This window comes from Streptococcus sp. 2018162 (assembly GCF_019754175.1).
Taxonomy (GTDB): Bacteria; Bacillota; Bacilli; order Lactobacillales; family Streptococcaceae; genus Streptococcus; species Streptococcus hashimotonensis.
In genome coordinates this window covers 360,206-380,695 of the sequence record NZ_JAIJZP010000001.1, presented here as the reverse complement: position 1 = coordinate 380,695, position 20,490 = coordinate 360,206, and the positions used below count along the sequence as shown (strand labels likewise).

The window sequence follows — 20,490 nt, the reverse complement described above, 5'->3', positions numbered from 1 at the left end:
AAAATACTCTAGCCTACTGACAATGTTACTTAGTCGTTTTTACCTTACCATTCCATCCATTTAGACCATAGCTTAAAATATAGATTTCGTTAAAGCCCTGTTTCTTCAGATGAAGGGCTGCAGGCGTTACCAACTGACCACGATCATTCTCATAGATCAAGACAGGTCTGTCCTTACGCAAAGCAGCTGTAGACTGGCGTAATTGCTGGTAAGGAATATTTCTCGCACCTAAGATATGCTTACGATTAAACTCACTCGGGTCTCGCAGGTCAATCAACTGACCTCCGTGTATCTTTTCTGCAAATTCTGCATTATCAATCACCGTTGCCGCACGGCGCAATCTCCAGTAATTAAAACCCATCCAGGCTCCCAATACTGCCAAAAATACTAAAAATACCCAAAATGTTTCCATCACTCATTCTCCCTTGATTTCTGATACTCTAATTCCAAACGATGTTCACGCCTCAAAACAAGCTCTGCTTCCATATATTCCAACCGATCTAAGACACCTGCCTGATAGATTCTATTTAATTCTATCTGCATCATTTCAATATCGTAGAGACGGTTGCCCATATAGACAATTATACCAAACCGTTTGAGTAATTGTTGTACATCATAAAGTCTTTTCATAAAAAAATTGTAGCAGAATTTTAGGTGTTTTTCAATATAAAAAATCAGTTGAAATTTATGAAATGCTTAAAAAGGATTGGATAAATCACCAATCCTTTACAATTTCATAACCAACCCTTTTCCTGTGCCACCTTAACAGCAGCCGTGCGGTTTTCAGCTCCCAGCTTGGCCAAGATAGAGGTCATGTAGTTGCGGACCGTCCCGTCAGACAGATAGAGCTGGCTGGCGATTTCCTTATTGGACAATCCATTCGCCACCAATTTAAGTAGGTGACATTCTTGTTCCGTCAAGGGACTGCGTTGGGTCAGGAGAATATCCATTAGCTCTGGCGAGTACTCCTTTCGACCCGCCAAGACCGTTTCAATGGTCCGCATAAGGTCCGAAATGGAGCGCTCTTTGAGCACATAGGCATCTACATCAGCCTTGACCGCTCGCTCAAAATAGCCTGGTCGCTTGAAGGTAGTCATGATGACAACCTTGACGGGCAGGGATTTCTCACGCACCCATTCCAGGACATCCAGCCCCGTCTTCTCAGGCATTTCAATATCTAAGAGTAACACATCTACTTGCTCTTTTTCCAAAAGAACAAGGGCCTGACTACCATTTTCTGCCTGTAAAACAGCCTCAACCGCATCTTGAAAGGCCAAGAGCTGACAGAGGGCGTCCCGCAGCATGGCCTGGTCTTCTGCGACTAAGATTCTCATTCTACCACCTCCTCAAGCGGAATTCGTATGGACAGGCGGGTGGGCTGTACCAGAGAAAGAAATTCCAAACTCCCCTGCACTGTCACCAGTCTATCCTTTATGGTATGCAATTCTTGACCGGTTAACTGGGCAAAGCCTACACCATTGTCTTCGTAGTGCAAGACTAATTCTTGCTGGTCTTCTTCAAATATCAAACGGCACTTGCTGGCCTGGCTATGTTTGAGCAGGTTATTGCCCAACTCTCTCAGCACCATGGCCAGTTTGTTCTGGACAGGCAAGCTGAGCTGCTCTGCTATTTCCCCACCCAAAACAACCAAATCCACTCCTGCTAAATCCAACATCTGCTGCAAAATCTGGAGTTCCTCTGCCACGGTATGCTGCTTGAGGGACTGGACAATCTGGCGGACATCCTGCATGGAGTCCTTGGCTAAGGTCTGGAGCTCCTGCACTTCCTTCTTGGCCTGATCTATCTGGTCGTGGTCCAAAAGGGTCTTGACCAGCTCTGCCTTGATGGACAGCATAGCAAAGACATGCCCAAGGGTATCGTGTAAGTCTTGACCGATGCGGTTGCGTTCGTTCTCAGCAAGCAGGAGGTTAATGGAAGCATTTTGCTCCTGAATCCGTTGCTGGAGAGCTTCCCGCTTGGTTTCAATCCAACTGAAAATCAGCAAGGCCAGGCCGAAAAAGTGAATGATGAGTGCAAAGGCCCGCATCTCAAAGGGGACAGGTCCAAAAAGAGCCCAGAGGATAATGGCCAGCAACAAAATCCCATAGGACACCGTTCGATAGGTCGGCCGAGTTTCCTTATAATACCAGCTCAGCATATTGGATAGGTTGAAGATGAAGAGTGAAAATTGCAGATTGCCCCAAAAACTCATGACGGCTATATAGCCAATCAGGTAAAACCAGCCCAGCATGGAATAGAACTTGTGGTCGGTGTAAAAGAGAGAACAATAGACCAGGGCAAAGAGAATGGTTGCTAGAATAACCGCCGTCGGATTTGGACTATACTGGGCGTAATAAAGTGGAAAATAGAGAAAGACCATGCCCACGAAGAACATGAGTGGTATCTTTCTTTTTTCAAAAATCATGGGTCACCTCACTGCTGTTCAGATTTTCTATGAATAGCCAGAGCAATTCCTAAGAAAATTATGGCATATCCTAGGACAATTAGCAAGGATTTCCAGAGAAAAACTCCCTCTTGGGCATAGGTGGTCACCAGCTGATTGACATGGTAGCTGGGCATAAGTTTGCAAATTCGCTGTACCCAGTCAGGAAAGAGGGAGACAGGCATCCAAGATCCACCCATGATAGCCAGAACAAAGTAGAGCAAGTTGGCTACCACCGACATGGTTTGTTCCGACTGGATTTGCACCAAAAGCAAGCCAATGGCTAGAAATACGATAGAAGTTACTAAAAGCAAGAGGGCCGAAATCACCCATTCTTGAGCTGTCATCTCAACTCCCTTGACCAAGCCTCCGACCGCAAAGACAATGGCAATAGAAGACACAAAGCAGAGCAAGACCCGCACCAGTTTGGACAGATAATATTGCCAGATTGGAAGGGGAGAATGCTGGATAAAGGTCAACCAGCTATTGTTTCGATCCTCAGCCAGCATCATAGGAAAGGTAAAGAGGGCAAAGCCCGACATGGAAAAACCTGTCATGGTCAGCATATAGGACTGGATAAAGGCCTTTTGCATGGTCGCATCATCAAACTGGACCGTTGATGAGAAAATCAGAAAAAAGATGACAGGCATGCCGATAGACAGGAGAAAAACTCCCAAACTTCTGGATAATTTGACCGCTTCTACTTGCACCAATGCTTTCATGATTCTTCCTCCCTTGTCTTGTCAAATAAGCTGTTGAGCAGGGTTTTGTTCTGCACTTCTAGGTCCGAAATCCGACAACCTGCTTCCTGCAAACAAGCCCAAACCTGCTCAATGGCACGGGTCTTGAAGCTGACTGTGTCTTGTTTATAGCTGATGTCGTCAATGGCATCTAGCCCCTCCACCACCGTCGCAAAGCGGATTGGCAGTGCTACTTCTTTTTCCTGCTCCTCACTCCGCATGGCAAATGGCGTCGTATCCCGCAAGAGCCTACTCTGGTGCAAGACCAAAAGCCGCTCCGCCGTATGCTCCACTTCCTCGATGTAGTGGCTGGTATAAAAAATGGTCACGCCCTTTTCCTTCAAGTCATGGACAATCTCCCAAAAACGCTGACGGGTCGACGTATCCATGCCCGCCGTCGGCTCGTCCAAAAAGAGCAACTTAGGCTTACCAATCAGGCAAATGACAAAGGCCAAAAGCCGCTTCTGACCACCTGATAGCTTGCCTGCCAGCTGATTTTTTTGCTCTGGGGAAAAGCGGAGCAGGCTGTCGATTTCCACATCTGTCAAACTATCCTTGTAGATAGCTTGGAAAAAGCGGAGCAATTCCTTTACCTTTAAGTCCGTTGGAATAGCATTTTCTTGAGGTAAGACTGCTACTGTTTCTTTATTCGACCGAGCCTGTGGGGCCAGACCGTCCAACAAGACCTGCCCTTTCGTCGCCTTTCTATCGCCTAACAAACAGGACATGAGCGTTGTTTTCCCAGCCCCATTGGGACCAATCAAGGCCACACATTCCCCAGACTGTATCTCAAAAGAAATATCAGACAGAATGGTCCGTCCTTTGATGATTTTTTCTAGTGCTTCTACTTCTATCATCTTGCTACCTCCTACTTCTTGAACATCTTACATAGACAGTATATCTCGAAAAAGGAGACCCCGCTAGAAGCCTTTGTCATGAACACATGTGACAAATGTCATATTATACTCAATGAAAATCAAAAGTACCTAGGAAACGAGGTCGAAGATAGAACTCTGTTACTATCTTGTTTCAAGGTAACAGGCTGAAAAGCTGCACCAGAGCTTTTCACTCATCAAGGCTCTTGACAACGGATAATGTTGATTTTCGAAGAGTAAAAAATAATGCAGCAAAAAAGAGTCCTACTGTGGACCCTTCATCTATTTACAACATAGGCGCTTGACCAAGTTCTGCCTGCAGCATCCAAATATGTTTTTCAATACTAGCCTTAGCCACATTGAAAATGTCGTTGGTTACGCTGTCACCTTCTTCATCACTGACATCAAATCCCTTTTGGAAAAGAGCAGCCAGATAGCGGAACACCTCTACCACACGCGCCAATTGCTCTTCAATCGTTACAGTGTAATCACCAGGAACTTCCTTGAGCTGACTATTTTCACTAAACTCTTTGAGGGTAGAAAATGGTGCCCCACCTAAGGTGATTAAACGCTCACTCATCTCATCCAAATAGCCATCAATTTCTTCCATATATTCATCCATCTTTGGATGCCAAATCATAAAGCCACGACCACGCATATACCAATGAACTTGATGGAGGATAGAATGGGCTACTGATAAATCGGCCACCGCTTGATTCAAAATAGCCTTAGAATCAGCCAGTGATGGACGCGGGCTGAAAGACGCAATTTCTGCTGGAGATTGATAATATTTTTGTTTCATCATATATCACCCTTTCTTTTATTTATAGTTATTATAAATAAAAAAAGAAAAAATTGCAAGAATTATCCCTCATCCTCCTCTGACCTATTGACAGACAAATTCCTTGCTATATTAAATTATATACGTTAGACTAGTAAGTAAGAATAGTATGTGATTTTCTTTTTAGAAAGTCATCGCCCCCATATGTGTATACCAAGGAGGGATTTTATGTCAGAAGAAAAATTTGACGCAAAACTAGAACAGCTATCTGGCTCTGCAAAAGAGGTAATTGGTAAGCTGACCGGCGACAAGGAAATCGAAGTTGAAGGACTTGTTGAGAAAGGAATTGGCAAAGCAAAAGAGCTAGTCGAAGATGCAAAAGATGGGCTTGAAGGTGCCATTAACGGCATCAAAAATGCTTTCGACAAAGAAGAGAAATAAACAAAGAGTTCAATATAGGTAGGATTGCTCGTGCACTGTTTGATAATGAACATTACACTCAATTTGGTCTTTTACCTGTAGCCCGAACAAAAATATGCAAGAGAGGGGAACTCAGGCATTTACCTGTCCAGTCTGCCCTCTCTTTTCGTATGCCACGAAAGGAGAATCTATGAAAAAAATCGTTTTTGTCTGTCTTGGAAATATTTGTCGTAGCCCTATGGCTGAATTTGTCATGAAAGATTTGACAAATCAATTTCATATTGAAAGCCGTGCTACTTCAAACTGGGAACATGGTAATCCTATCTACCCTGGAACTCAGAAAATTTTCCAAAAGCACAATATTCCCTATGACCAGACCAAAACCTCTCAACAAATCTCTCAAGCAGACTTTGAGGAATTTGATGTCATCATTGGTATGGACAGCAATAATGTCCGAGATTTACAGAAAATGGCACCAGCACATGCCCAAAATAAGATTTTTCAATTCGCAGAAAAATCCGTACCAGACCCTTGGTATACTGGAGATTTTGACGAAACCTACGAAATGGTAAAGAAAGGTTGCCAAGACTGGTTGGACAGGTTACAGTCATTTGACCAAGAATAAGATTTTTTATGTAATATTTTTGTAATATTTGTAAAAAAATGGTAAACTATTTCTGACTGAACTGATAATTTCTTACTGTATCCTAGAAAGAACTGATTAGCGTCGGTCAAATCCTATGAAAGAGTAAAACAATGAAAGAGTTCAAATTACCTAGTATAAAATGGCATGATATAACAAGTCATTTCACCCGTCCAAAACTTGAAATCCTCTCCCTTATTATCATCCTCATCTGTGCCCTCTCTGTATTTACAGGACGAATTGCCAGCAAGCAAGCCATGACTTTCAATAATGGCGCCCTACAGTACAACGGTTATGTGGTTGCAAATAAAATGAATGGTCAAGGAAAATTGACCTTTGATAATGGAGATGTCTACGAAGGACAATTTACAAATGGAATTTTCCACGGTCAAGGAACCTACACATCTGCAAGTGGGTGGGTTTATACCGGGCAATTTAAAAATGGCTACGCCGATGGAAAAGGAAAATTGACCACCGAAGGACAAGCCACCTACGAAGGAACTTTTAAACAGGGGATTTATCAATATGAAAATTAAATGGTTATCCGTTATACGTGTGATTGGATTAGTCTTTGTCCTACTCTATCATTTCTTTATCAAATATTTCCCAGGTGGCTTTGTGGGGGTTGACCTCTTCTTTACCCTGTCTGGATATTTGACAACCGCCCTTTTGATTGATGAGTTTGCAAAACATAAAAAAATAGATATTGTCAGCTTTTTCAGAAGAAGGTTCTATCGGATTCTCCCCCCTCTGGTTTTAACGATTCTTTTGGTTCTTCCACTTGCTCTGCTTGTCCGCAATGATTTCATTGCCAATATCGGCAATCAGATAGCCGCTGCGCTCGGATTCATGACAAACTTCTTTGAAATTCTATCAGGTGGTAGTTACGAGAATCAATTTTCACCTCATCTATTTGTGCATACTTGGACACTAGCCATAGAAGTTCAGTATTACCTTGTCTGGGCTGGTTTAGTTTGGTATCTGACTCGCATCTCAAAAAGTGTGGGGAAACTACGTGGATCAATTTTTCTAACATCTATAAGCCTCTTCTCGCTAAGTTTTTTAGCAATGTCTATCTCAAGTTTCTTTGTGGATAATTTCTCAACCATTTACTACTCGAGCTTCACACATACCTTCCCATTCTTCCTCGGAAGCATTCTCGCAACCATCGCTGGTATCGGAAATACAACAACTGCCTTCCAGCAACAAGTGAATACATTGACTATCAAACAAGCTATAGGTCTGTTTCTTGGAGGACTAGGAGTAGAACTTCTTCTTCTCTTTACTCTTCAATTCAGTTCCATCTGGACCTATCTAATTGGTTTTCTTCTATCCAGTTTAGCTACAGCAACTATGATTTTTGCTGCTCGGGTACTTCACGAGAAAACCGAAGATGTCAAAGAACCTGCAATTATCCTCTTCTTTGAAAGTATTTCTTATGGTATCTACCTCTTCCATTGGCCCTTGCTCATTATCTTTACACAACTGACAAATGCCACTATCGCTGCGGGATTATCCTTTGTTTTTTCTACTATCCTATCAACTATTTCCTTCTATATTCTAGAACCATATATTGCTGGTAAAGTAGGAAGCTTGTTTGGATTAGCAATAGACTTAAAACCCTATAAAAAATGGCTTCTTAGCAGCTTTGCTTGCTTGACCATAGTTGGCTTAGGTATCTGTCTGTTTGCACCAAAATTAGGAAGTTTTGAACAAGAGAGTATGGTTAGCAATCTTTATCAAGCTCAGACCCAACTAAATACAACACGATCTGCTGCTGAAAACGCTAAAGCTACTAGTTTTGAAATTCAAAAAGGAGTTATCATCTTTGGCGATTCTGTTACTGTTCGCGCAAGTGCTGCCATACAGACCGCGCTACCAGATGCACAGATCGATGGAACTGTCAGCCGAAATCTCTCTGAAATTGCTAAATTGATAAATCTTTATAAGCAAAATAATAGCTTGAAAGAGACTGTAGTTGTAGCCCTAGGTACAAATACTACGGATAATTATCAGGAACTACTAGACCAGCTAGTCAAAGATTTTCCTAAAGGACGTCGCCTTATTTTTGTCACTCCTTACGATGGAAACTTCACTCCAAGCGAATCCATTTCTTATCAAACCGGTCAATACGAGAAAGAATTGGCTGAAAAATATGATTACATTTCCATTGCAGACTGGTATCAAGTTGCAAAGGATAATCCACCAATTTGGTACAATACCGACCTTGTTCATTTCAATCTTGAAAGTAATGGAGGCGAAGTCTTCGCCCAAACGATAAAAAATGCTGTTGAAGCCGTTGCTGATGGCCCAATCAAAAACTAGATTTATACATCATCATCCTCTGAGAATTTCTCGGAGGATTTTTGCACTATTTTCCGATAAGTCCAGCGCGAACTCTAAGAAATGGCGCTGTGCCTGAGCTCAGTCTCAATAAATCTGCGAAATAAGCCACTTCTACAAAAGACGGCAAATTAAAACTCCTACCTTTTACAGTAGGAGTTGGTGTCAAATTGACTATTTTTGCTTACTTTGGAAACGCCATTCAAAGCGTTTCTGATCGTAAAATGGATACATCATTTGTAAAAGAGTGACGGCAAGTAGCCAACCGCCGATAATATCTGTCGGATAGTGAACCCCAATATAGATACGGGATACAGCTACCAGGACAGCAAGTAGAATCAACACGGCTTGTAGCACCAATCTAGCTATGCCTTTCTTCATCCTCTGGTGAACAATAATAACAACTGCTCCTGCAATCATCATAGTTGATGCAGTATGCCAGCTAGGAAATGAATAACCGATGGTATCAATCAACCATTCAATACTTGGACGCGGACGTTGGTAGACATATTTCAGGGCTGTGGATGCCACACCCATCGCCGCAAAACTAGCAAGTAGGAAATAAGCTTCTATCTTCCATTTTTTATAGTAGTAAAAGATAGCAGCTAGAACCAAGGTAATAGCTAAAATAATAACCGTATTTCCTAAAACAGTAATAGAGGTCCAAAATTGACTGGCTCCACTTGGTAAATTTCCACGAATGGCAGACTGGACAGTCGAGTCAAAACCTGCTAGGGTAGCAGGATAAAATTTTACTACATAGCCCAAGATCACAAAGGCCAGAGCAAAAAAAGATGCGTTTCGTAAATGGATTTGTTTATTCTTCATACAATATAGTTTACCTTATAAAGGTTAAACTTTCTTTAAAATAGGTTGGGCTGCTTTGTAACAGATATAAAATATTGCTGAAAGCACAATCCCTTGTAAAAGATTAAAAGGAAGCACCATCATCAAAAGATAGTTAGTCAGACCCAAGATTTCTTTAATATCAAAATTTGCAAAGGCTGCATAGACAGGCACCGCATAAACGTAATTTAATACCAGCATCACTGCTGTCGAACCAATTGTTGCAACAGAGGCTGCTTTTAAATAATTTTTTATCGCTTGGTCATTTTTCCAGAAATAAGCTACTGCTAAAATGAAAACTGACATAGCTGCAATATTCATCGGTAAGCCAATAATTGTCGATGGTCCCTGATTATTTAAAATCAGTTTGAGAAAAGTTCGTACCAAAAGGATAGCAAAACTAGACTTCATATCTAGAATAAGCAGACCAAATAAAATCGGTACGAGAGAAAAATCCACTTCCAAGAAACTGGCTGTTGGAATCAGCGGAAATTTCAAGTACATGAGCAGAAAGGATACTGCTGAGAGAATGGCGATAATCGTCATTTTGCGTGTGTTTGTCATAAGGTTCCTCCAATTTTTGAAAATTGAAGAAGCGTGGAAGAGCAGGCAAAAAGCCTCCACTTCGTCTTCTCCCATCCAGACTTTACTGTCGGTTGTGGAATTGCACCACATCAGCTTTCGCTCGCAGACTACCAACGGACTATTTTGTTCTAATACTGCCTTAGCTCATCTCGACATACATTCAGTATGGTCTTCGATTCGCTGCCTAGTCTTAAAATAAGATAGCCACGTTTTACACTGCCGGTCGGGAATTTCACCCTGCCCTGAAGACTATTTCATCATACCAAAAAAGCCTTGCATTTGCAAGAGCTTGGTAAGTTTTCACTATTTTAACTTGTCCCCCTCATAGGTGTGAACCAAATCTAGACCAGCAAACTGTTGCTGCCGAAGAGCCTCATATACAATCATACACGCTGTATTAGAGACATTAAGACTACGCACATGTTCATCATTCATTGGAATACGGATAGCCTTCTCTGGATGTTCACGCATAAAATCTTCTGGCAAGCCCTTATCTTCACGGCCAAATAAGAAATAATGAATGTTCCCATCACTATAGTCTTCATCCGAATAGGTTTTATCAGCAAATTTAGATACTAAGTGAACACGTCCTTGTTTGCTGGCATAATCCATAAATTCTGCTAAATTGTCATAGAAGCGAACATCTAACTTATCCCAATAATCTAGTCCTGCACGTTTCATCTTACGGTCATCAATTGGAAATCCCATAGGCTTAATGATATGGAGAGGACTATTGGTTGCAGCACAAGTTCGAGCAATATTGCCTGTATTCTGTGGAATCTGTGGTTCAAATAAGACAATGTGGTTTTTGGCTGTTTCTTCTATATACTCTAATGTTTCAATATTCATAAGGACCTCTCTGGTGACATTTCACTAAATACGAATACCCTTCGAAAATCAAATCCAAACCATGTCAGCTTCATTTTGCCGTATACCATGCTTGTTTTCTAGTTTCTTTTTTTGATTTTCATTGAGTAAAAAGACTCGACTGTCTCCTATGGCAAGAAAGACAAAAAAATAGCCACACTGCCCGGAGTCAAGCTCAGCAAACAGCATGGTGAATGATGATTCATTCACTTAACTCACAACAGGTTTGAGTTAAATCAATGAAATCGTGATACTATTGTAGCTTAAAGAAGGCTGAAAATCAAGAGTTTTGCCCCATTTTTTTCAAATTTTCATAGAAAATGAAAAAGGAGAGCAAATAAACTCTCCTTTCTTACATTTATTCTGCTGCAATCCCTTTTTCCGCAGTCAACTCAAGATTTTCATGGCCTGATTTGCTGTCCGAACCGATATAAACGTCGTAATATTTAACGCGTTTGTTAACGGCAGTAATACTTTCACGTTCAAAGGTTGGAATTGCAAAGGCTTGCTCGAAGGCATATTCTTGCCAAGCTTTGTAGTTTTCAATATTTTTCTGTTCGTCAAATGACTCAGCAGAGGTAATTTTATTTAAAAGTGCTGTGTTTTCATCTGAAACGAAGCGAGTATAGTTGTACATCGCTTCAGGTCCCCACAATGATGTTGGGTCTGGATCTAGGCCGGCAATCCAAGCAGCAAGATAGACATCAATCCCCTCATCATTGGCAGCAATTGATTCATAGAAAGTATTGTACTCAATGGTTCTTCCTGTATAGAGTTCCACATTCAAACCAATTTCTTTCCACCATGTAAGGTATTGTTGTACCATGGTTTCTTGCGTTTCGGTTGATTTCTGTGCTGCAACACTGATGGTAAGTGGTTTTCCATCAGCATCTTCACGCATACCATCTCCATCAACGTCTTTATATCCTGCCTCATCGAGAAGTTTCTTAGCCTTTTCAGGATCATAACTATAGCCAGCTAGTTCTGAATCGTGAACATCTCCAAAGAAAGAGATAATTAGTGAGTTTGTCGGGTGATACAAGCCGTTATATAATTTCTCTCCAATCACCGCATTGTCCAACGCATATCCCATTGCTTGACGCAATTTAACATTATTCATCTTAGCATTAGGATTGGTCACATTTTTACCGCTGGTCTCATCGTACTTACCAAGATTGAAGCCAATATAATTGTAAATACCATCCAGACTACCTAGCAAAGTAATATTTGATAAGTCCTTGTAAGATTCGTACTGGTCTGTTGGCATATCAGCAATATCATAATTGCCTGCTCTCATTTCTGCAACAATCGTATCTGGTGAAACAATATCAATCCTGTAACTATCTAGCTTAACTTTCCCTTTAAAGTAGTACTCATTTGGTACATAGGTCACCGACTCGCCATTGACAATTTCCTTGACCTTATAAGGGCCCATACCGACAACTTTTGCCGTACGAGAATACTCACTTGATTCCCAGTCTTTGACTGCAATATCTTTAAAAATGTGTTTCGGCATGACTAAATAAGGTACTCCCCCACCAGCATACATCATGGATGGAGACATGTCTTTCACTGAGAGAACTACCGTATAGTCATCAACTTTCTTAACACCTGAAATTTCACTTGCTGTTCCAGCCTGAAATTCTTCAAAGCCAACTATATTTGTATAGGTAGTGTCTGCACGAACCCCTGTATAGTCTGGACTAGCTAGTTGTTCGATTGTGAAAATATAATCATCGATGGTGAAGGCTTCCCCATCGGACCACTTATAGTCCTTGCCTGTCAAACTAACGGTAACTGTCTTTGCGTCTACATCAAACTCTGCCTTAGCAAGGCCTGAATCGTCTAACTTACGAGCTGCATCATATCCAAACATAGAAATATCAACCATGTCTGCAAAGGTTGAGTCTACCGCCGTTTGCGATAATTCATCAATTAAGATACCGGTCGAAGGTGCCGAAGCTACCAAGGCATATTTGAGACTCCCGCCTTCAATAGTTTGTCCTTCGTTTGTCACTTCTGAGTTAAATGTCAGAGCAACATCGCTCGTCTTTTCTTTAGTTTGACAAGCTGTTAACGCTGCAATAGAAAGCAGACCGATACCAGTTAAAGCGATGTTTTTCATTCTTTTCATATCTCTACCCCATTTATTTATTTTGAATAGTATAGCACGATTTAGCATAAATATGCAACTATCTTACCAAGAATATTCGCCTTTGAGTACTCTCACTTTCTTCCATTCTAACTAAAAATGATAAGGTATGAAGGTCAAGGCGAACTCCCCTCATCCCTACTGCTTCTTAGTTTTTAATGATAGTCCACCAAGCCCAAGACTCAATGAACTCGGATAAGTATAGTATAGTCTTGTTTGTAACAAAAAGGAGAGTCATTTGGTTTATCTTTGATTACTTTGTTAAATGGCAGACTGTACTTCACGATTGCTACCTAGTATCGTAAGTACAATGTTCAGCCTTCAGAGGCTCCCAAACCTTTTGAGAGAGTACTAAAGGCAACCTAAAAACCTATATTTATACAGAACAAAAAGTAGGTTGCCCTACTTCTGCCTATTTCTTTTCAGACTAAACCTGTCCGGCACAGGATCTTCCCCACCTTCCACAAAGGGATGACAGCGACCAATTCGAGCCAACCCCATCAAAAAGCCCTTGAGTCCATGTTTTTGTAAGGCCTCGATCATATAAGCCGAACAAGTCGGACGGTAGCGACAAGAGGGCGGAAAAAGGGGAGAAATAAATTTCTGATAGAATCGGACCAAGCCGATCAAGAGTCTAGTCATTATTTTTTAACTGGCTTAGTAACAGCCAGGGTATGTAGCTTACTGATGTCTTTCTTGTTGAGCTTGCGGTATTCTCCTGGACGTAGGCCGGTCAAGTCAAGATTACCAAAGCGAGTACGAGACAGCTTATCTACCTGCAAGCCGACAGCCTCAAACATCTTCTTAACCTGGTGGTTTCGACCTTCATGGATTGTTAATTCTACAACTGAGCGGTTCTTAACAGGGTCCACCTTGATAATCTCATACACCGCAGGCTTGGTCTTTTTGCCATCAATGACAACACCACGGGTCAAGGGACGCAAGACTTCCTTGTTGGCAACCCCTTTGACACGCGCCAAGTAAACCTTATCAATCTCATTCCGTGGGTGAATCATCTCATCTGTAAAATCACCGTCATTGGTCAAAATCAAGACTCCAGATGTATCCCAGTCCAAACGACCAACAGGATAAATCCGCTCCTTAACTGTTGGCAACAAGTCCACAACCGTCTTTCTTCCCTTGTCGTCTGACACACTAGAAATAACACCTCGTGGTTTATTGAGGAGATAGTAGACCTTCTCTTCGTTATAAATTGGTTGTCCCTCAACCTCTACCTTATCACCCGATTTGATAACTGTCCCTAGCTCACGAACAACCTGACCATTTACAGTAACTAGTCCTTGTTTGATTAGTTCTTCTGCCTTACGACGACTGGCAACTCCAGCATGGGCAATGTATTTATTAATTCTCATTTTCTAACTCATTTCTTTCTACGAATAGCTCTGTTTCTTCTTGAATCAAATCTATTTCAGACACATCAGGCAATTCTTCTAGACTATTAATTCCCATGTAATCCAGGAAATAATCCGTTGTCACATAGAGATTTGGTCTACCAAGAACCTCTTTCTTACCGTTCTCACGAATGAGGTCAAAGGCCTGCAACTTACTGATGGCACCGCTGGAATTGACCCCACGAATATCATCAACTTCAATCCGAGTAATAGGTTGCTTATAGGCTACGATTGATAAGGTTTCCAAAAGAGCCCGTGACATAGTCTGATTGATTGGTGTTTTGGCATAGATTCGCAAAAGATTTGCATATTCTTTTTTAGTAACCAACTTGTAGCGGTTGGAGGATTCTAAGATGGCTAAGCCTGAGGCTTTGTCTGCCATATATTTCTCACTAAGTTTCTCTAACTGCTGGCTGACAGCTGTCGGCTGCATTTCCAACATCTCTGCCAAATTTCGTAACGTCAAGCCATCCTCACCTGCCACAAAGAGCAGGACTTCGATTTCAGCTAAGCGATTCATCTTCACTCCTTACTAGATAAATATCTCCAAAAGTCTCTGTCTGTTCCAAGACGATTTCATGAACCTTGACCAATTCCAAAGTCGCAAGGAAGATCGTAATCATTTCATTGACATCTTGACTTTCTTGAAAAAGCTGACGGAGTTCAAGGCGTGGACCAGTCTCGAAACGACTGCGAACAAAGTCCATCATGTCTTCGATTTTATATTCATCACAGGCAATGGTCGCATGAGACTGACGAAGGCTTGCCTGTTTTTCAGCCATGACCTTAGAAAAAGCCAGGAAAATATCAATGACGGTCTTATCCTTGGCTAGCTGAACATCTTCATAAATCAAATCTAATTTAGGTTTTGAAAAATAGTTCGCCCGTTCATCATGTTGCTCCCCTAATTTCTCACTGAGAAGCTTGAACTTGCGGTATTCTTCCAACTGGTCCAAAAGGTCCATTTCAGGATCATCTTCGGGATCAATTTGCTCAACAACCTTCGGTAATAACCGACGACTTTTGATGACCATCAGCTGACTAGCCATGAGCATATATTCTCCCGCTACCTCTAAACGCATGGCTTGCAAGGTAGCAATGTAGGCTAAATATTGCTCGATAACCTCTGTAATCGGAACCTCGTAAATATCTACTTGATACTTGGACACCAGGTGTAGCAGGAGATCAAGTGGCCCTTCAAAATCTTTTAATTTTATATCCATTATCTAAATTTTTCCAAACTCATGCTTGTTTTCAGTCCCAACTGCTTGGCGATTTGGTCCAAGGATTTTCCTTCGTCTATCTGTTTTAGAATATACTGTTCTCGTAATTTTTGGGCTGTCCAATCAGGCTTGCCAATGGACTGGACAAATTCTGTCAGACGATTAAAAAACCATTGACGAGAATAGGTCTGTCCCTTCTTATCGAAGACATAGCATCCAGACAGATGAGGCTCCATATAGGGGATCAATTCCTTGGGTAGAGTGAGCACCCGCTTGGTTGCTCCTTTCTCAACTGTCAGGACTTTAAAATCCAGATTGACCTGCTGACTAGTCAGCTCTGCTATTTCACTAGGAGTCAGCCCTAGTAAGGCAATCAAAAGAGCAATCAGTTGCCCATCAAGCCAAGGACTTTCTTGAAAGAGGAGAGTTAAATCCTCACGCTCCAGCTTCTTTTTGACGCTGGCTGGACCTGACATCGTTTGCAATTTATAAAAACGATCCAGGAGATTATTTTCATAAAGAAAGTAGAGAAATTGATTGACCGCTGACATTTTTCTTTTCTGAGCAGCAGGTTTCAAGTCTAGAAGAGACTGCTGATAGACCAAAAGAGACTGTTGGCTAATCTCCCCCTTTGTTACTGTCACAAATTGCTGCAGGTCATAGGTATAGGACTTTTGGCTGTTGACACTGACCTTTTTGCTCTGGATAAAAGATTCAATAGCCTGCTTCATTTCTTGCCTTCTTTTGATGCTAGGGGGAAATTATGCAAGAGAGCATTGATTGCCTTTAAGATGGATTTTCGTGTAATGATTCCCATAAATTCTCTATTTTCCCCAAGAACGGGTAAGAAAGATTGATCTACTAGCTTGCGCATCACTTCTGTCAAATCATAATCCAGACCAACAGTCTCTTCATCTGTCTTTACAATCACAGAAATATCTCTGTTTAACTCATCATCCGATAGTTCATTTTCAGCTTGATATTTAATGATTTCCGTCAAGCCGATGGTGCCGAAGAAACGACCGTCTTCTGTTACCACAGGTACGCGTGAATAGGTCATGTGACTGAGTAACAGTTTTGCATGGTCAATATTATGCGTATCAATAATTACTGCCAATTTATCCGCTGGTGTCAAGAAAGTTTCTTCCTGGTCCAATAAAAAGGCTTCAAATTCTCTTGCAATCATCTTGAAATATCCTTTGTCAATGCTGGGTAAAGTTGGTGCTGTCGATTGTAGTAATCCACATGGAAGTGATCATCATAGATGGTCACAAGAGCATAGAGGCATTCTCTGACCAAACCACGAGGTTGACTAACGGAGCCAGGATTGAGGAAGAGGGTCTTGCCACGCACTTCGGCATCAGGCACATGCAGATGCCCATACAAACAAATATCCGCATCAACTTCCTGAGCCCAGTAGTCCAACCGTTGCCAGCCGTAATTAATGCCATAAAGATGACCATGAGTCTGAGCGATAGTCACACCATCCAATTGAGTAATGAGCTGGTCAGGGTAGCCACCAAAATAGTCGCAGTTGCCGTTGACCACTTGAATACCATCCCACAAGCTATCTTGACTATCTAACTCTGAATCACCATTGTGAAAGATAGCGTCTACCTTGCCAAGATAATGGTTTTTTATCTCTTCTACAATCTGTCTATCCCCATGAGAGTCGCTCATGACTAGGATTGTTTTGCTTGCTCCTGCCATACTGGAAATGCCTCCACTAATTTTTCTAGTGCTTGTGCACGGTGGGAAATCTTATTTTTTTCTTCTAAGGTCAATTCTGCCGAGGTCTTACCTGTTTCGCCTACGAGGAAAAGTGGATCATATCCAAAGCCATTTTCCCCACGGAGGTCCATACCGATAAAGCCTTCCCAGTCCGCTTCGACCACCAAACTCTCACGATTTGGAGCAGCCATGACCAGAGTACAATGGAATTGTGCCGAACGATTTTTCAAGTCGAAGACCATGGCCAACTCGTGCAAGAGCTTGGCATTATTGAGCTCATCTGTGGCATCTGGACCTGAAAAACGTGCAGACCAAACTCCTGGTAAACCACCTAAAGCATCAACCTTCAAACCCGAATCATCTGCCAAGACCATCTTGCCTGTCAGCTCTGCTATGGTTTCAGCCTTGAGCCGTGCATTTTCCTCAAAGGTCATACCTGTTTCTGCTACATCTGGCAGGGCAGGATAATTGTTGAGGTTCTCGACCTGGTAACCAAAGCGCTCAAAAAACTTACGGAATTCCTTAGTCTTACCTTCATTTTTTGTAGCGATCAAGATGGTATCTCCCACGCTTGCCAATCCCTTGTCTTGACCGAAGAAATCGGACATAGGCACACCATCCTTTGGTAAATGAACCAAGAGCAATTTGTCAGCTTCTGTTACCAGAATAGCTCCTTGATGTTGAAGAACTTTAAACTGGCAATTGTTTAACTCATTCAAAATATCACAGGCAAATTGAAAGAGGGCAAATTCAGACTGAAGTTTGATCACTTCAATGTTGACACACTGGTTGAAGTTGTCATCTTCATAATTACCAGCAATCAGTTTGTCAAACAACTGACCAATCTGGTAAATTTCCTGCTCTCTTCCATTTTCTCCAAAGGAACCAAATAGGTTGGCAAAACTAGCCTTTCCGATAAACCAATTGTGTTCATCTCTATATTCGTATATCTTGTCTGTCATAGTTCTACATGCTCCACATGAATATCAATGCCCATCCAGCTTTCAGCAATTTCCTTGAAGGCTGCTGGACTAGCTGTTGTGTAAAATCTGTGCTGAATATCCTTTTCGGTTCGGCTGCGGTTGATTTGAAAATAATTTAATAAAACAGAAATATCTCGCGCACACTCCGCACCACTGTCAATCAACTTGACATCCTTGCCCATGGCATTCTGGATGATGGGGCGAAGCAGAGGATAATGGGTGCAGCCCAAAACCAAGGTGTCCACTTTCCCAACGAGTGGTCGAAGTGTCTCATAAACAACCTTTTTGGCAAGACTGGATTGATGGCTATTGGACTCAACCAGAGGGGCAAACTTGGGACAGGCCAGACTGTCTACCTGCGTTTCCGGAGAAAGGGCCTGAATTTTTTCACGATAGATATCGGATTGAATAGTCATAGCCGTTCCTAAGACACCAACCTTACCAGTTTGCGTTGCCTTAATAGCTGCCGATGCTCCAGGCAAGATAACACCCAAAACAGGAATATCCAACTTTTCCTTGACTTCTTCCCAGGCTACCGCTGTTGCCGTATTGCAGGCAAAAACAATCATTTTTACATTTTTTGTCAAAAGGAAATTGACCAACTGCCAAGTATATTCTCTGATTTGTTCTGCTGGACGGGGTCCATAAGGTGCCCGTGCCGAGTCCCCGATATAAACGATTTCTTCATGGGGAAGTTGGCGCATTAACTCACGCGCAACCGTTAATCCCCCCACACCTGAATCTAAAAAACCTATTGGTCGATTATCCATAATACTGAGAATAGCCAGAAAATCTGACTAGCCTTTCTTTTCTACTCAAAAAATGGGATCTGGGAATGAATATCCCAGTCCCAGTTTGATTATTTTTTCTTGCTTGCCACTTTTTGTTGGCTCTTGATTTGGCGAAGTACTTGTTGTACTTTTGCCTCGCTTGGTTTTTGCCCCATTTGGCTCATCATCAAACGCAAAGCATTTTCATCCAAAACTGGCTTGTCAGCAATATAGTTTTCCACCTGTCTACGTGACAAGTAAATACCCAAGGCTACACCACCTGCAAATGCCAATACAATAAGTAAAATTGCTAAACCTAAGTTCATTTGTCAATCTCCTGACTCTTCTAAAAATAATTCATTCGGAATTGCCCTGCGACAATCTCTTAATGAATCTATTATACCAAATTCAGCAGGCTTTTCCAAGACTTACCTGTCAAATTCAAAACCGTAAATGGTTGCGAAATAATCCTCTGGTGTTTCAGCACGACGAATCATACGCGCTGTGCCATCTTCCTGTAAAAGAATTTCAGAGGAACGCAGACGACCGTTGTAGTTGTAGCCCATGGAGAAGCCGTGGGCACCACTGTCATGAATGACCAAGGTGTCACCTACTTCTGCCCGTGGTAATTCGCGATTAACTGCAAACTTGTCGTTGTTCTCGCAGAGAGAACCTGCCACATCCACCACTTCGATTGGGGCATCTGGGCGTGTGATATTGCTGATATGGTGGTAGGCGCCATAGAAAGCAGGACGCATGAGGTTGGCTGCCGATGCATCGACACCAATATAAGTCCGATAGGTTTCCTTACGATGAAGCACCTTTGTTATCAAGTGACCGTGTGGCGCCAACATAAAGCGTCCCAATTCCGTAAAGATTTTTATATGTCCCATACCAGCTGGCGTGAGAATTTCCTCATAAACCTTACGGACACCCTCACCAATGACAGCAATGTCATTCGGCTCTTGTTCAGGACGATAGTTGACCCCAATCCCACCTGACAGGTTGATGAAGTCCAAGGTCACACCTGTTTCCTCACGGATTTCCAAGGCCAATTCAAAGAGTTGACGAGCTAAGACAGGATAGTAGTCATTTGTTACTGTATTCGAAGCCAGAAAGGCATGAATACCAAACTCCTTGACCCCAAGCTCTTTCAATTCCTTATAGCCTTTCATGAGCTGGTCTTTGGTCATCCCAAATTTAGACTCTTCTGGATGGTCCATAATGTCCGTTCCCAGCGAGAAGACCCCACCTGGATTGTAACGGAGGCAGACCGTTTCTGGGATACCAGCAACGTTTTTCAAAAACTCAATATGCTCATAGGCATCAAGGTTAATGGTCGCCCCAACTTTTCTGGCATAGACAAATTCTTGCGCCTGGGTATCATTGGATGTGAACATGATGTCCTTAAAGCCCAATTTTTCACTCATCAGCACTTCTACATCTGTTGCACAGTCCACTCCACAGCCTTCTTCTTGAAGAATTTTTAAAATAGCTGGAGTCGGAGTCGCCTTGACCGCAAAATATTCCTTAAAGCCTTTGTTCCATGAAAAAGCTGCATTGAGAGCACGCGCCTTCTCACGAATGCCTTTTTCATCATACAAATGGAAAGGAGTCGGAAATTGCTCCGTAATGGTCTCTAAAACTTCTTTACTAACAAATGGTGTCTTGGTCAT

Annotated in this window: 26 protein-coding genes and 1 riboswitch; of the genes, 4 read left to right on the top strand and 22 right to left on the bottom strand. The window is 42.0% G+C overall.

What is annotated here, in order from left to right; genetic code table 11:
- Window positions 1-25: 25 nt before the first annotated feature.
- From K5Q22_RS01810 to K5Q22_RS01780, 7 genes are all read right to left on the bottom strand, one after another.
- The gene (locus K5Q22_RS01810; RefSeq protein WP_004194735.1) at window positions 26-412 is read right to left on the bottom strand and encodes a rhodanese-like domain-containing protein; all 387 of its coding nucleotides are present in this window, start codon (window positions 410-412) and stop codon (window positions 26-28) included.
- Window positions 412-630 carry a YqgQ family protein gene (locus K5Q22_RS01805; RefSeq protein WP_004194736.1) on the bottom strand — a complete coding sequence of 73 codons (219 nt, stop codon included), beginning with the start codon at window positions 628-630 and terminating at the stop codon, window positions 412-414. The genes K5Q22_RS01810 and K5Q22_RS01805 overlap by 1 nt, the downstream gene beginning before the upstream one ends.
- Window positions 631-734: 104 nt before the next feature.
- The gene (locus K5Q22_RS01800; protein ID WP_205013300.1) at window positions 735-1,334 is read right to left on the bottom strand and encodes a response regulator transcription factor; all 600 of its coding nucleotides are present in this window, start codon (window positions 1,332-1,334) and stop codon (window positions 735-737) included.
- Window positions 1,331-2,425, bottom strand: a complete 1,095-nt coding sequence (locus tag K5Q22_RS01795) for a sensor histidine kinase (RefSeq protein WP_205013301.1) — start codon at window positions 2,423-2,425, stop codon at window positions 1,331-1,333. The genes K5Q22_RS01800 and K5Q22_RS01795 overlap by 4 nt, the downstream gene beginning before the upstream one ends.
- A gap of 8 nt (window positions 2,426-2,433) precedes the next feature.
- A complete protein-coding gene (locus tag K5Q22_RS01790) occupies window positions 2,434-3,165 on the bottom strand; it encodes an ABC transporter permease (protein ID WP_205013302.1) in 732 nt (243 codons plus the stop codon).
- Window positions 3,162-4,040, bottom strand: coding sequence for an ABC transporter ATP-binding protein (locus K5Q22_RS01785; protein WP_205013303.1), 879 nt, complete (start codon window positions 4,038-4,040; stop codon window positions 3,162-3,164). Before K5Q22_RS01785 ends, K5Q22_RS01790 begins: the two co-directional genes overlap by 4 nt.
- Before the next feature lie 304 nt (window positions 4,041-4,344).
- Entirely contained in the window at window positions 4,345-4,863 is a 519-nt protein-coding gene (locus K5Q22_RS01780; protein WP_205013304.1) for a DNA starvation/stationary phase protection protein, read from the bottom strand.
- Window positions 4,864-5,067: 204 nt separating this feature from the next.
- On the opposite strand from K5Q22_RS01780, the gene K5Q22_RS01775 reads away from it, so the two are divergent.
- The 4 genes from K5Q22_RS01775 (at window position 5,068) to K5Q22_RS01760 (ending at window position 8,227) form a co-directional block, all read left to right on the top strand.
- Window positions 5,068-5,280, top strand: a complete 213-nt coding sequence (locus K5Q22_RS01775) for a CsbD family protein (RefSeq protein ID WP_002942806.1) — start codon at window positions 5,068-5,070, stop codon at window positions 5,278-5,280.
- A gap of 169 nt (window positions 5,281-5,449) precedes the next feature.
- A complete protein-coding gene (locus K5Q22_RS01770) occupies window positions 5,450-5,884 on the top strand; it encodes a low molecular weight protein-tyrosine-phosphatase (protein ID WP_205013305.1) in 435 nt (144 codons plus the stop codon).
- 131 nt (window positions 5,885-6,015) lie between these two features.
- Window positions 6,016-6,438 (top strand): membrane protein, encoded by a 423-nt coding sequence (locus K5Q22_RS01765; protein WP_012027608.1) that lies wholly within the window; start codon window positions 6,016-6,018, stop codon window positions 6,436-6,438.
- Entirely contained in the window at window positions 6,428-8,227 is a 1,800-nt protein-coding gene (locus K5Q22_RS01760; protein WP_205013306.1) for an acyltransferase family protein, read from the top strand. Before K5Q22_RS01765 ends, K5Q22_RS01760 begins: the two co-directional genes overlap by 11 nt.
- A 192-nt stretch (window positions 8,228-8,419) precedes the next feature.
- Here the strand turns inward: K5Q22_RS01760 and K5Q22_RS01755 are convergent, their stop codons facing one another.
- From K5Q22_RS01755 to K5Q22_RS01685, 15 genes are all read right to left on the bottom strand, one after another.
- Window positions 8,420-9,073 (bottom strand): phosphatase PAP2 family protein, encoded by a 654-nt coding sequence (locus tag K5Q22_RS01755; protein WP_099870528.1) that lies wholly within the window; start codon window positions 9,071-9,073, stop codon window positions 8,420-8,422.
- Window positions 9,074-9,097: 24 nt separating this feature from the next.
- Window positions 9,098-9,655, bottom strand: coding sequence for an ECF transporter S component (locus tag K5Q22_RS01750; protein ID WP_024384582.1), 558 nt, complete (start codon window positions 9,653-9,655; stop codon window positions 9,098-9,100).
- A 59-nt stretch (window positions 9,656-9,714) separates the two neighbouring features.
- A riboswitch (FMN riboswitch) is annotated at window positions 9,715-9,930 on the bottom strand.
- A 49-nt stretch (window positions 9,931-9,979) separates the two neighbouring features.
- Complete coding sequence (locus tag K5Q22_RS01745; protein WP_044764268.1) at window positions 9,980-10,525, bottom strand: tRNA (cytidine(34)-2'-O)-methyltransferase; 546 nt, start codon at window positions 10,523-10,525, stop codon at window positions 9,980-9,982.
- Between the two features lie 376 nt (window positions 10,526-10,901).
- Window positions 10,902-12,677 (bottom strand): oligopeptide ABC transporter substrate-binding protein, encoded by a 1,776-nt coding sequence (locus K5Q22_RS01740; protein ID WP_205013307.1) that lies wholly within the window; start codon window positions 12,675-12,677, stop codon window positions 10,902-10,904.
- Between the two features lie 420 nt (window positions 12,678-13,097).
- Complete coding sequence (yidD, locus tag K5Q22_RS01735; protein ID WP_024406654.1) at window positions 13,098-13,337, bottom strand: membrane protein insertion efficiency factor YidD; 240 nt, start codon at window positions 13,335-13,337, stop codon at window positions 13,098-13,100.
- On the bottom strand, window positions 13,337-14,068 hold the full coding sequence (locus K5Q22_RS01730; RefSeq protein ID WP_012027615.1) for a pseudouridine synthase: 732 nt from the start codon (window positions 14,066-14,068) through the stop codon (window positions 13,337-13,339). Before K5Q22_RS01730 ends, yidD begins: the two co-directional genes overlap by 1 nt.
- A complete protein-coding gene (gene scpB, locus K5Q22_RS01725; protein WP_002939233.1) occupies window positions 14,058-14,627 on the bottom strand; it encodes an SMC-Scp complex subunit ScpB in 570 nt (189 codons plus the stop codon). Before scpB ends, K5Q22_RS01730 begins: the two co-directional genes overlap by 11 nt.
- Window positions 14,611-15,330, bottom strand: coding sequence for a segregation/condensation protein A (locus tag K5Q22_RS01720; protein WP_205013308.1), 720 nt, complete (start codon window positions 15,328-15,330; stop codon window positions 14,611-14,613). Before K5Q22_RS01720 ends, scpB begins: the two co-directional genes overlap by 17 nt.
- Window positions 15,330-16,061, bottom strand: coding sequence for a site-specific tyrosine recombinase XerD (gene xerD / locus K5Q22_RS01715; protein WP_205013309.1), 732 nt, complete (start codon window positions 16,059-16,061; stop codon window positions 15,330-15,332). Before xerD ends, K5Q22_RS01720 begins: the two co-directional genes overlap by 1 nt.
- On the bottom strand, window positions 16,058-16,516 hold the full coding sequence (cbpB, locus tag K5Q22_RS01710; RefSeq protein ID WP_012027618.1) for a cyclic-di-AMP-binding protein CbpB: 459 nt from the start codon (window positions 16,514-16,516) through the stop codon (window positions 16,058-16,060). Before cbpB ends, xerD begins: the two co-directional genes overlap by 4 nt.
- Window positions 16,513-17,040 carry a metallophosphoesterase gene (locus K5Q22_RS01705; RefSeq protein WP_024398407.1) on the bottom strand — a complete coding sequence of 176 codons (528 nt, stop codon included), beginning with the start codon at window positions 17,038-17,040 and terminating at the stop codon, window positions 16,513-16,515. Before K5Q22_RS01705 ends, cbpB begins: the two co-directional genes overlap by 4 nt.
- A complete protein-coding gene (locus K5Q22_RS01700; RefSeq protein ID WP_205013310.1) occupies window positions 17,013-18,023 on the bottom strand; it encodes a nucleoside-triphosphate diphosphatase in 1,011 nt (336 codons plus the stop codon). The genes K5Q22_RS01705 and K5Q22_RS01700 overlap by 28 nt, the downstream gene beginning before the upstream one ends.
- Window positions 18,020-18,814, bottom strand: coding sequence for a glutamate racemase (gene racE / locus K5Q22_RS01695; protein WP_024381678.1), 795 nt, complete (start codon window positions 18,812-18,814; stop codon window positions 18,020-18,022). Before racE ends, K5Q22_RS01700 begins: the two co-directional genes overlap by 4 nt.
- Window positions 18,815-18,903: 89 nt before the next feature.
- Window positions 18,904-19,140 (bottom strand): YneF family protein, encoded by a 237-nt coding sequence (locus K5Q22_RS01690; protein ID WP_024384571.1) that lies wholly within the window; start codon window positions 19,138-19,140, stop codon window positions 18,904-18,906.
- Between the two features lie 102 nt (window positions 19,141-19,242).
- A complete protein-coding gene (locus tag K5Q22_RS01685) occupies window positions 19,243-20,490 on the bottom strand; it encodes a diaminopimelate decarboxylase (RefSeq protein WP_205013311.1) in 1,248 nt (415 codons plus the stop codon).